The organism is Bradyrhizobium sp. HKCCYLRH3059 (assembly GCF_051168035.1).
Lineage (GTDB): Bacteria > Pseudomonadota > Alphaproteobacteria > Rhizobiales > Xanthobacteraceae > Bradyrhizobium.
Map to the genome: position 1 here is coordinate 766,372 of NZ_JBNPUF010000001.1, position 12,173 is coordinate 778,544.

At 65.7% G+C, this 12,173-nt stretch carries 9 protein-coding genes and 1 tRNA gene; all 10 read right to left on the reverse strand.

What is annotated here, in order from left to right:
- Positions 1–48 precede the first annotated feature (48 nt).
- Positions 49–125: transfer RNA gene (locus ACQR13_RS03540), tRNA-Arg, on the reverse strand.
- A gap of 138 nt (positions 126–263) precedes the next feature.
- Complete coding sequence (locus tag ACQR13_RS03545) at positions 264–668, reverse strand: YccF domain-containing protein (RefSeq protein ID WP_315715111.1); 405 nt, start codon at positions 666–668, stop codon at positions 264–266.
- A gap of 145 nt (positions 669–813) precedes the next feature.
- Complete coding sequence (locus ACQR13_RS03550) at positions 814–3,915, reverse strand: bifunctional diguanylate cyclase/phosphodiesterase (RefSeq protein ID WP_434862581.1); 3,102 nt, start codon at positions 3,913–3,915, stop codon at positions 814–816.
- 203 nt (positions 3,916–4,118) lie between these two features.
- Complete coding sequence (locus ACQR13_RS03555; RefSeq protein ID WP_434841457.1) at positions 4,119–5,189, reverse strand: branched-chain amino acid ABC transporter permease; 1,071 nt, start codon at positions 5,187–5,189, stop codon at positions 4,119–4,121.
- Positions 5,186–6,196, reverse strand: coding sequence for a branched-chain amino acid ABC transporter permease (locus tag ACQR13_RS03560; RefSeq protein ID WP_315715114.1), 1,011 nt, complete (start codon positions 6,194–6,196; stop codon positions 5,186–5,188). The genes ACQR13_RS03555 and ACQR13_RS03560 overlap by 4 nt, the downstream gene beginning before the upstream one ends.
- Positions 6,193–6,915: an ABC transporter ATP-binding protein gene (locus ACQR13_RS03565; RefSeq protein WP_315715115.1), complete on the reverse strand. Its 723-nt coding sequence runs from the start codon at positions 6,913–6,915 to the stop codon at positions 6,193–6,195. Before ACQR13_RS03565 ends, ACQR13_RS03560 begins: the two co-directional genes overlap by 4 nt.
- On the reverse strand, positions 6,912–7,676 hold the full coding sequence (locus ACQR13_RS03570) for an ABC transporter ATP-binding protein (RefSeq protein ID WP_315751883.1): 765 nt from the start codon (positions 7,674–7,676) through the stop codon (positions 6,912–6,914). The genes ACQR13_RS03565 and ACQR13_RS03570 overlap by 4 nt, the downstream gene beginning before the upstream one ends.
- 66 nt (positions 7,677–7,742) lie before the next feature.
- Entirely contained in the window at positions 7,743–8,936 is a 1,194-nt protein-coding gene (locus ACQR13_RS03575) for a substrate-binding domain-containing protein (protein ID WP_315715117.1), read from the reverse strand.
- A 133-nt stretch (positions 8,937–9,069) separates the two neighbouring features.
- On the reverse strand, positions 9,070–10,848 hold the full coding sequence (locus ACQR13_RS03580; RefSeq protein WP_315751884.1) for a putative bifunctional diguanylate cyclase/phosphodiesterase: 1,779 nt from the start codon (positions 10,846–10,848) through the stop codon (positions 9,070–9,072).
- Positions 10,849–11,039: 191 nt separating this feature from the next.
- Positions 11,040–12,008 carry a sensor histidine kinase gene (locus tag ACQR13_RS03585; RefSeq protein ID WP_315715119.1) on the reverse strand — a complete coding sequence of 323 codons (969 nt, stop codon included), beginning with the start codon at positions 12,006–12,008 and terminating at the stop codon, positions 11,040–11,042.
- Positions 12,009–12,173 lie beyond the last annotated feature (165 nt).

A 12,173-nucleotide genomic window follows, 5' to 3' on the forward strand; every position in this document is an offset into this window, starting at 1 on the left:
GCAAAAGCCAGCAGGCTGTCCAACCGCGTCACGGGACCAAGCCAGGACTGGCGCACCCGACACGATTCGAACGTGTGACCTTTGCCTTCGGAGGGCAACGCTCTATCCAGCTGAGCTACGGGTGCGTACGGCAAATCGTTTAGCCGATTGCCTGGGCGACGGCAACGGCCTTGGATGCTCCCCGGACCAGGCGGACGGGCCGCTCGCGCCGCGAGGCGGCAGTTCGGCGGGGTGCGCGGCCGGACCGCTCCCGCCGACCCGCCTTACGCCGGCACGATGGTCTTGCCGATCGGCCACAACGCCAGCCCGGCGAGCTTCAGATGGGCCCAGGCGAAGGGCAGGCCGACGATGCTTACCGCGAGCACGATTGCGGTCAGGAGGTGGCCGAGCGCCAGCCACCAGCCGGCCAGCACGAACCAGATGATGTTGCCGAGCAGCCCGAGAACGCCGGTTCCGACGTCTTCCATGCCGGTGAGCTGGTCGCGGCGGACGGCGCGCGAGCCGAACGGCAGCAGCGTATAGGCGGCGATGTTGAATGCGGCGCGGGACCAGGGCAGCCCGACGATCGTGATCGCCATGACGACCGCGGCGACCAGCCAGCCGAACGCCATGTAGGCGCCGCCGCACAGGATCCAGAGGATGTTCAGAAGCATGGAAACCGGCTGCATGACGACCTGCCAACTCCGTTGTTGCCGCTCCGGATATAGGAACGCGGCGCCAAGGCCGGTAGCGGGCCGGTCGTCGAAATCTGCGTGGCCTCGCGCCGCAGGCTCGGCCGGGGCGGCCAGGCGTTGACGGCGCCGCAAAGCGGGCTCAGCCGGCGGCCTGCAAGCTCCCTGCCGCCGCTTCCGGACCGAACAGCTTGCGCAGCTCGGCCGCCGGCTTCGGGGCGCTGAACAGGTAGCCCTGCATCTCCGTGCAGCCGAGCTGGCGCAGCGCCGTCTGCTGCGCCCCGGTCTCGACGCCCTCGGCCGTGGTCGTCATGTTGCTGGCGGTGGCGATGCTCACCACCGCCTGGACGATCGCCGACGAGCTGCCGGCGCCGATGTCGCTGACGAAGCAGCGGTCGATCTTGATCTTGTCGAACGGAAACCGCTTCAGATAACTCAGCGACGAATAGCCGGTGCCGAAATCGTCGAGTGCGATACGCACGCCCATGTCGTGCAACTGGTGCAGGATGCCGAGCGCGACGTCGTCGTCGCTGATCAGCACCGCCTCGGTGATCTCGACCTCGAGCCGTTCGGGCGCAAGGCCGGCCGCCGACAGCGCGCCTGCGATCCGCAGCGCCAGGGTCGGCGATTTGAGCTGCACCGGCGAGACGTTCAGGGCGATGCGGATGCCGGCGGGCCAATGCGCGGCCTCGGCGCAGGCGGTGCGCAACACCCAGTCGCCGATCTCGTTGATGAGCCCGGTGTCCTCGGCGAGCGGAATGAAGTCGAGCGGCGGCACCATCCCTCGCTCCGGATGACGCCAGCGCAACAGCGCCTCGCAGCCGGTCATGACGTTCTCGCTGAAGCCGAGCAGCGGCTGGTAATGCAGCTCGAACTGGCCTTCGGTGATCGCCCGGCGCAGGTCCTGCTGCAACTGCAGCCGCGCGCGCGCGGTTTCATCCATCGCGGGCTCGAAGAAACGGAAAGTGCGGCGGCCGCCGGCCTTGGCGGCATACATTGCGAGGTCGGCATTCTTGGTCAGCTGGTCGCGCTCGACGCCGTCATGGGGCGCCAGCGCGATGCCGATGCTGGCATCGGTCGACAATTGGTGGCCCAGGCATTTATAGGGCTTGCGGATCGCGTCGAGGATCTCCTTCACGGCCACGATGACCTCGTCCCGGTCCGCAACGGTGGTCAGCAGCACCGCGAATTCGTCGCCGCCGAGCCGGGCCACCATATCCTCCGGCGCGAGACAGCTCTCGATGCGCCGCGCGATCGTCTTCAACAGCTCGTCGCCGACATGATGGCCGAGCGAATCGTTGATGCCCTTGAACTCGTCGACATCGATATAGAGCAGCGCGAAGAAGGTGCCGTGGCGCGCGCGTTCCAGCTCCTCGTCGATGCGCTCCTGGAACAGCACGCGGTTCGGCAGCTCGGTCAACGCGTCGAAATGCGCGAGATGGGCGATCTTCTCGTCGGCCAGCCGCCGCTCCGTGGTGTCCTCGATCACGTTGATCAGATAGCGCGGCCGCTGCGCATCATCCGCGATGGCGATGCGCCGTGACGTGATGTAACGCAATCCCAGCCCCGGACTCTGCCAGGGATGTTCGGCGAGAAACAGCCCGTCCGACTGCTCCAGAGCCCGGTCGTCGTCCGCGGTCACCTTTTCCGCGACCGGTCGCGGCAGCAGGTCGAACGCCGTCTTGCCGACGATGTCCTCGCGCGGCACGCCGAAGCGCTGCTCGGTCGACTGGTTGACCAGTACATAGCGCCGGTCGCGGACGTCCTTGACCATGATGTGCGACGGGATGTGGTCGATGATCTCGCGCAGGAATGCGTAGTTGCGGTCGCGCTCCTGCTCGAGCCTGCGATGCTCGCTGATGTCCTCGATCGTCGTGACCCATCCGCCCGAGGCCAGCGGCTTGTCGATGATGTTGAAGAAGCGGCCGGCTCCGCCCTCCGCGATCATCTGCGACGTGCCGCCTGCCGCGGCTCTGTCGATGATGTCGGCGCAGAAGTCGGTCACGTCGCCGTTGAAGGATCCGCGCGCCTTGCAGTGCGCGATGACCTCGCTGAGGTGGGCGCCGGGCCTGATCACGTCCGTGGACAGGCCGAGCAGGTCGATGAAGCGCTGATTGAACATCACGACGCATGCGTTCGCGTCGAACGAGATCAGCCCCTGCGTCATGTTGTCCAGCGCAGTCTCGACCCTTTGCTTCTCGGTCTCCAGTTGACGCGTTGCCGCACGCCCCTGTCGCACGATCTGCCGGATCATCAGGGTGAACGTCACGGCGATGACGGCGATCGCAAGCACCGCCGCACCCACGATCAGCACCATCTGCGATCGCCAGTCCGCGAGCGCATCGTCGACCGGCCTATTGGCCGAGATGACGAGCGGAAAGCGCCCGATCCTGGAAGCCGACGCGATCTTCTCCAGGTTGTCGACGGAGCTCGTGAGCAGGGTCGTGCGCAGGCCACTCTCGGCGCCCCCCTTCAGCAACTCGTCGTTCCCTATCCTGGCGCCCATCAGGGATTCGGCGTGCGGGTAGCGCGCCAGCACGGCGCCGTCGGAATGGACCAGCATGATCGACGAGCCCTTCCCGAGAGCCATCGATTCCAGGAACGTCTCGTAGGTGTGCGGATCCACGCGGCGGGTCAGCAAGCCGAGGAATTCCCCGTTGGCGCCGTTCAGGCGATGCGCGACGATGGTCGCCCAGCCGCCGGTGACGCGGCTCATGACCGGCAGGATCACGAAGCTGTCCGGCCGCGATGCCGATTGCAGGTCCTTGAAGTAGGAGCGGTCCGCGACGTTGATGGGCGGCAGTGGGTCGCTGGACGACCAGTTCACGAAATTGCCGTCGACGTCGACGATCGTGAGGTCTCCCATATAGGACAGGCCGCTGACCTGAGAGCGCAGCATCTCGCTGATCTCGGGTCTTGCCATCTCGGACCGGAACGCCTCCGGCGAACCGATCGACTCGAGCTGCATGCGGCGGATCGCATGCGAAACCGCGGTCTCGGCGTCTTCGAATTGCTGCGCGAAATGCCGGCTCAACAGCAGTACGGTGTTTTCGAGTTCGCGCTCGTTGTTGGCGATCGCACGCGCCCGAAAACCGCTGGCCATGACGATCGTCCCGATGACGATGGCTGCGATCAGAAGCGCTCCGCACGCGATCAGCCATGGCACCGGACCGCGCCAGAGGGACGTGCCAATCCATTCCGGCTCGCTACCGCCGGTCCCTGACGTGTCTGCTGCGCCTTGCATGCCTTGATCGACCCGGGAGGAAATGACTTGTTGCAAGCTCGCTTGATAACAAGGCACTGGTGCCGGTCCGGTTAGGAAATGCGGTTAGCCGTCGCTTAAGCGCGCGTCGAAACTTCGCGGCAAACGATAATTTCCGCATGTGGATACCGTGCGGCCGAGGCTGCTCCGGCGCCGCCGCGCAGAATTTCGGGGGTACTTGCAGCTCAGCGCGCCGCGCCCGGCTTGTTGCGAAGGCGGCCGACGACGCCGGTCGGAAAGAAATAGACGCTGGCGATGAACAGGAGGCCGAGCCACAGCAGCCAGCGGTCGGGGTGCAGCAGGCCGGGCAGCAGCGGCAGTCCGGCGTCCGCCGCCGCGGTCGAAACGATCCCCATCAGGGCCTGCAGATAATTCTGCGCCAGGATGAAGATGGCAGCCCCAATGATGGCGCCGTAGATCGTGCCCATGCCGCCGATCACGACCATCAGCAGGATGTCGAGCATGATCGAGAAGCTGAGCGACGTGTCGGGGCCGGCATAGCGCAGCCAGAGTGCGTTCAGCATCCCCGCGCAGGCCGCGATCATGGCTGCGATGCAGTTGGCATAGGTGAGATGAAAGACCGTGCGATAGCCGAGCGCCTCGGCGCGGAAGCGGTTCTCGCGGATCGCCTGCAGCACGCGGCCGAACGGCGAGTTGACGACGCGCAGCAGGGCCAGGATCATCAGCGCGCAGGCCGACAGCACCAGGTAATAGGTCAGGATGCGACCGTTGATCGGGAAGCCGAACCAGTCCTTGCCGATGAACACCGTGCCCGGGCGCAACAGCTCGGGCAGCTGGAAGCTGCGGCCGTCCTCGCCGCCCGTCAGCCACGACAATTGCGATGCCAGCACCAGGAAGGCCGAGGCGACCGCGAGCGTGATCATGGCAAAGAAGATCGCCTCGACCCGCAGCGAGAACAGGCCGATCGCGAGCGCCAGCAGCAGCGCGAGCGGCAACCCGGCGGCGGCGGCAATTGCCACCGATGACCAGTTGGGACCGAGGCCATAGAGCGCGATCGCGACCGCGTAGGAGCCAATGCCGTAGAACATCGTATGCGCGAACGACACCGAGCCGGTATAGCCGAGCAGCAGATCGTAGGAGGCGACCAGCGCGGCAAAGATGCAGATCTTGGCGGCGACGTTGAGCGCCTTGGCGCCGGGGAAGATGAAGGGCGTCGCCAGCAGCGCCAGGATGATGACGGTGAGCAGGATGGACAGCGCGCGGCTGCGGGGCGGATCGCCGGACAGGATCATCATCGGCTGGTCACCGCATAGAGACCGCGCGGCCGCCACATCAGCACGGCGACCATCAGCAGGATGTTGGAGACGAGGGCGAGCTTGGGCACCAGGAAGCCGCCATAGTTGGCGACCATCGCAACCAGGACCGCGCCGATGAAGCAGCCGGTGATCGAGCCGAGCCCGCCGATGATCACGACGATGAACACCAGCACGGTGAGCTCGTCGCCGATCGAGGCATGCACCTGCTCGCGATACAGCCCCCACATCACGCCGCCGAGGCCGGCCAGCGCCGAGCCGGTCATGAACACGCCGAGGAACAGCCGGCGGATGCGATAGCCGAGCGCCTCGACCATCTCGCGGTTTTCGACACCGGCGCGGATTAACAGGCCGATCTTGGTCCGGTTCAGCACCAGCTCGATGGCGACGAAGATCGCGAAGCCGACGAGCATGGCCAGCAGCCGGTATTTCGAGATCGCGACGTCGCCGATGATGAAAGACCCGCGCAACGCCGCGGGCAGCGGCATGGGAATGATCTGCGGACCGAACAGCGCATACAGCGTCTGCTCGGCGACGATGAGTCCGCCGGTGGTCATCAGGATCTGCTTGAGGTGCTGGCCGTAGACCGGCAGCACCAGCACGCGCTCGACCACGAGGCCGAGTGCGCCGGTCACGCCCATCGACAGCAGCGCCGCCGGAACGAGGACGGCAAGGTTGGTCAGCAGCGAGTCGGACTGGGCCCAGCCCGCCAGTGGCAGCAGCACCAGCGTCGCAACGTAGGCGCCGACGGCGATGAAGGCACCGTGGCCGAAATTGAGCACGTCCATCAGGCCGAAGACGAGCGTCAGGCCCGAGGCCATGATGAAGATCATCATGCCCATCGCGAGGCTCGCGACCGTCAGGGTCACCCAGGAGCTCGCTGACCCGACCAGCGGGATCATCAGGAGCGCCAGCACGACCGGCAGCAGCAGCGGCGCGATGTCGCGCTTCGGTTTCGGCAGTGCCTCGGTCGCAGCGATCTCGCTCATTGATGCGCCTCCAGGCTGAGGCCGAGCAGGCGCTCCTGCAACGGCACGTCGGCCGCGAGCGCGGCCATCTCGCCGCGATGGACGATGGTGCCATTGTCCATCACAAGCACCTGGTCGCCGAGCTCGCGCGCGGCGTGGAAATTCTGTTCAACGAGGAGAATGGTTGCGCCACGGCGCTTGATCTCCTTGAGGCATTCGATCAGCGACACCACGATCGCCGGCGCCAGGCCCTTGGTGGGCTCGTCGATGAGGAGCAGCTTGCGCGGCTCGACGATGGCGCGGGCGATCGACAGCATCTGCTTCTGGCCGCCGGACAGGCTGCCGGCGCGCGACAGCCAGAACTTCTTCAAGGCGGGAAAGAAGCCGAAGATCCAGGCGAGCTGGGCATCGTCGAGCGGGCCGTTGCGCGCCGCCAGGATCAGGTTCTCCTTCACCGTGAGGTCGGAGAACACGGCCATGCTCTCGGGCACGTAGCCGACGCCGCGCTGCGCGATGTCGGGCGTTGCCAGCCTCTCGATCGGCTCGCCGGCGAGTGAGATGGTGCCGTTCCTGGCCTGCCAGAGGCCCATGATGGTGCGCAAGGTCGTGGTCTTGCCGGCGCCGTTGCGGCCGAGCAGCATCGTGGTCTGGCCCTCGGGCACCTCGAAGTCGACGCGCTGCAGGATGTGATAGCGTCCGATATAGGTCTCGACGCCCGCAAGCTTCAGTAGCGTGCTCATGCCGCACTCCGCGGCGCCACGCCAAGGTAGGCTTCCTGCACGATTGGCGAGGCGATGACCTCCGCGGGCGGACCGTCGGCGACCAGCTGTCCGTTGTGCAGCACGATGATGCGGTCGGCGAGCGAGCGCACGACGTCCATCTTGTGCTCGACCAGCAGGATGATCTTGCTCGTGTCCTGCTTGAGCCTGCCGATGAGGTCGAGCACGACCGGCACCTCGTCGATGCTCATGCCGGCGGTGGGCTCGTCGAACATGAAGACCTTCGGCTCCAGCGCCATCATCAGCGCGACTTCGAGCTTGCGCTGGTCGCCATGCGACAGCGTCGTCGCGGTGACGCTGCGGCGGCCGCCAAGCGCGACCTGGTCGAGGATCGCGTCCGCGCGCGCAATCAGGTCGCGCCGCGCCATCCAGGGGCGGAGCAGGTCATAGTGCACGCCGCTCTGCGCCTGCACAGCGAGCCGCACGTTCTCCTCGACGCTGAGATTGGGAAACAGGTTGGTGAGCTGGAACGCGCGTCCCAAGCCGGCGCGGGTGCGCAGCGGCGCCGAGAGACCGGTGATGTCGCGGCCGTCGAACAGGATGGAGCCCGAGGAGGCCGTCAGCTGGCCGGAGATCAGATTGAAATAGGTGGTCTTGCCGGCGCCGTTGGGGCCGACGATGGCGGTCAGCTCACCGGGCCTGAAGCTGCAACTGACGCTGTTGACCGCGACATGACCGCCGAAACGGATGGTGAGGTCGCGGGTTTCGAGGGTAAGGGCCATGTCGCCAGCTTGTCACTGCCAGTAAGAATGTGCCCGGCGCGAGGGCCGGGCACGCGATCCATTATCTCACCGCTTGTTGCGGATCGGCACCGCCATCTCGTCGATCTTGATCTCGCGCACCGGCTCGTTGACGGCCCAGGCAAGGTTCGGATCGACCTTGACGCGGAAGTGATACATGCTTTGCAGCGCCTGGTGATCCTCTTTCCGGAAGATCATCTTGCCCTTCGGCGTGTCGAACTCCATGCCCTCCATCGCCGCGATCAGCTTCTCGGTGTCGGTCGACTTGGCCTTGGTTACGGCGGTGACGACGGCCATCGCGGCCGAGAAGCCGCCGGCGGTGAAGAAGTCCGGCGGCGCGTTGAAGCGCTTCTGGTGCTCGGCCACCAGCCAGTCGTTCACCGGGTTCTTGGGAATGTCATAATAGTAGTAGGTGGCGCCTTCCATGCCGGGCAGACGCTTGTAGGCGGCAAGCGCCGGCAGGATGTTGCCGCCGGTCGACAGCTCTATGCCGTAGCGCTTCGGATCCATGTCCTGCAGCTTCGTCAGTGGATCGCCGGCGCCGGCCCAGATCACCCAGATGATCTTCTTGCCGGGCTTGTCCTTCAGCGCGTCGAACAGGCGCTGGCCGACGGCGGTGAAGTCGGTGGTGCTGGTCGGCACATATTCCTCGGCGCCCAGCGTCGCGCCGGTCTTGGCCAGCGCCTCCTTGAAGGCAGCGACGCCGTCGCGGCCGAAGGCATAGTCCTGCGCAAGGGTGGCGACCGTGACGCCGGGCTTGCCGATCGCGACCGCGTTGGAGATCGCGTCCTGTGAGGAGTTGCGGCCGGTGCGGAAGATGTAGCGGTTCCACTTCTCGCCCGTGATCTGGTCGGCGACCGCCGGCTCGACGATGAGGATCTTCTTGTTCTCCTCGGCGACCGGCAGATCGGCCAGCGCTGCGGCCGAGGAGGTCGTGCCGATCGCGATGTCGGCGCCATCGTCCTGATAGGCTTCGGAGAGCGCGGCCTTCGACAGGTCGGGCTTGCCCTGGTCGTCCTTGGTGATGATGACGATCTTGCGACCGTCGATCATGTTGGTGCCCTTGGTGGCATATTCGAAGCCGAGGCGGAGACCGGCTTCGGTCTGCTTGGCATAGGCCTCGAGCGGGCCGGTCTTGCCGTAGATGAGAGCGATTTTCAGATCATCGGCCTGGGCGGCGGTCGCCAGCAGGGCGGCGGTCAATGATGAAACAATACCTTTGAGAATATGTGACGTCTTCACGAGCCTTCCTCCCAGCTACTGGCGGCTGTTGCCTGCAACTGATAGTGTGCAGGCTCGGCCTGGGTCAAGGCGCTTTCGGCGGCAGCCCGTGACGGCTCATACCTTGGGTCGAAGGGTGTCGTCCTCCAAAAGCTCAGCGCCGATAGCGGCTGCTGCGCGCATAGACCTGGCGATTTTCCTGCACAGGGCGACTGGCGAGACTGATGCGCGCTTCGCTTGCAAGCGGGGCCGCCGGCTTCAGCTCCTCCAGGAAGATCGGACGCGAGAAGTAGTAGCCCTGCGCATAGCGGATCTTGGTCGCGGCCTGCAGATAGGCGAGCTCCTCGAACGACTCGATGCCCTCCGCGATCACCGTCATGCCCAGCGCCTCGCTCAGGGATTCGATAGCACGCAGGATGCCCTGGCTGCGCGGTCGCTTATGAATGTCGGTGATGAAGGAGCGGTCGATCTTGATCTCGTCCGCCGTGATGTCGGCGAGTGCCGACAGCGACGAATAGCCGATGCCGAAATCATCGATCGAGATGCCGACGCCGATCCCGCGCAGCAGCGGCACGATCTCGTCCTGGAAATGGCTGCGGGTCACGAACGCGTCCTCGGTGACCTCGATCATGAACCGCTTGGGGAAGCCCGTCGCCTCGATCGCCCGCGCGAAGGGCTGCATGAAGTCCGGGTTCGACGCCTGCTTGGCCGCGACGTTGATGCTGATCGTCGCCTCCGGCCCAAACGCGTCGTTGATCAGGTCGATCGACTTGACGATCTCGTCGAGCACGAGATGGGCGAGCTCGTCGATGAGACCGAGCTCGACCGCGAGGTTGATGAACGATCCGGGTGCCTGGATCACGCCTTCATTGTCGCGCAGCCGCACCAGCGCCTCGATGCCCTTGATCTCCTCGGTGCGGATGTCGACCTTGGCCTGGAACGCGCAGCAGAAGCGCTTCTCCAGGATCGCGAGCCGCAGCGACTGCTCGACCTTCATGCGCGCCAGCGCCTCGTGCTCCATCGCGCTGGAGAAGAAGGCCAGCGTGCCCTTGCCGCTGTTCTTGACGCGGTACATCGCCAGATCCGCGTTCTGGCGCAGCACGTCGTAGCTTGCGCCGTGCTCGGGAAACAGGCTGACTCCGACGGACGCGGAGGCGAACACCTCGGCGCCGTCGATGAAGAAGGGCGCGTTCAGGCGTTCCAGCATCGCGTGCAGGAATTCGGCGACCTCCTCGGCGCGCTCGATCGGATGCAGCAGCAGCAGGAACTCGTCGCCGCTGATGCGCGACAGCAGGTCCGACTCGCGCAGGTCGCGGCTGATGCGCTTGGCGAGCTCGACCAGCAGCGCATCGCCGGTGGCGTGGCCGTAATAGTCGTTGATGTACTTGAAATTGTCGAGGTCGAGAAAGGCGAGTGCGAAGCGTCCGTCGACGCGGCCGCGCCGGACCAGCAGGTCGGCGCGATGCTCGACCACGCGGCGCATCGGCAGGCCGGTCAACTCGTCGTAATAGGCGGCGCGAAACAGCTGGTCCTCGAACTCCTTCTGCTCGCTGATATCGGCCGAGCTGGAGATGAGGACGGCCTGGTCGCCGATGCGAACCGGCCGATGCGCGGTCAGCAGGGTCTGCGCGCCGCGCTCGCCTGCCACTTTTTCCTCGCCGATCACCGTTCGACCCCGGCCGAGGATCTCGCGGCAGGCCGTGCGCCGGTTATGGAGATGCGGCGCCGAGAGGCCGTCGATGCTGTTGGCGGCGGCGCCGAGCTGGACGGCGGCCGTATCGTTGACCAGCAGAAAGCGACCGTGCTCGTCCTGGACCGTGACGCCCGACGGCAGCTGGCTGAGGACGCTGCGCAGGAAGCGCAGCTCGGCCTCGGTCGAGCCCAGCCCCTCGTTCGGCCCGGGGGAAAAGTTGAATCGGTCGCTGCTGTACATGCGCCGATTGTGCAAAGTTCCCGCTTCATTTTAGTTAAGCGCTACGTAGAAACCCGGAACGCGCGAGCCAAGTCTCGGGAATGACGGAGCTTTGTGCCGCGGCGTCATTAACCGTTCCTGAATCGGAGCAGCGACGCGGCCGCGCGCATGCGGCGAAAGTGGTAGGCAGGAATGGCCGTCCGGCAGCCGGTTCAGCTTGGTGGCACGCGACACTGCAAGGTGCAGTGAAGGCCGGATTCGAGAAATCTGGTCTCGGTCCTGCCATCGAACGACGACAGCACGGACTTCAGCAATTTGCTTCCGAAACCGGGCTTGCCGATCGGACCGATCGGCGGACCCGCGGCCTCGTCCCAGGTCAGATGGAGGCGGTCCTCCTGCATCGTCCATGACACCTGAAGGAAGCCGCGCGGCGAGGCAAAGGCGCCGTACTTGCCGGCATTGGTCGCAAGCTCGTGAAAGATCAAAGCGAGGCTGACGGCGAGCTTGGCAGGCAGGAACAGCGGCGGGCCGTGGAGCTCGAAGCGGACATGGCCATATGGCCCGAGCTCCGAGACCAGCAGATCCTTCAGGTCGCAGCCCTGTCCGTCGGCGCGCGCGATCAGGTCGTCCGCGGTCGCGAGCGCGCGGATGCGCTGGTCGATGCGGCTCCACACCTGCGGCTGGTCGTACAGCACCTGATGCAGCACGGCGTGAATGGTGGAGGTCTTGTTCTTGAGCCGGTGGTGCAGCTCGTCGACCAGGAGCTTGCGATACTGCTCCTCCTGGGTGAGCCGCCGGGCGATCTCGCGCTGCTTGGCGGCCAGGCGCCGGTAGTGATCGACGCCCCAGATCACCAGCAGCGCCACGACCATATACATCGCCATCAGCGCGAGCCGGGCGCCATCGGCCGGACCGCCGCCAAAATCGAGCGTCAGGCCGAGCGCCGCGCCTGCGATCGCCGTCGCCAGGCCGACGCCCGATCCGCCCATCGCGGTGGCGAAGAAGACGGCCGGCAGGTAGGGCGTGAAGAACACGTCGGGCCGCAGATGCGCCATGCCGTAGCGGATCGCCGTGGCTGCGAGCAGGCACATCGCTGCAAACATGCAGCTCCATGTCAGGGAAGGCTGCTGCTCGCCGCGCCAGATCCGCTTGATGTCGTCGATGAGTCGCGTCATGGACATCCATGAGCCTCAACTGCGCAACCAAATTAAGGCCGACGTGGCGGTAATTTGTCCGGTTGATGGAGGCCGTCTTGCGTGTGTTGCAACCTGGCGCGCAGGATGATGGTTCCGCGGCGGAACTCAGGCGCTTGTTATTCCGCCGCCCAGAACGAGCACGCAGCAGCA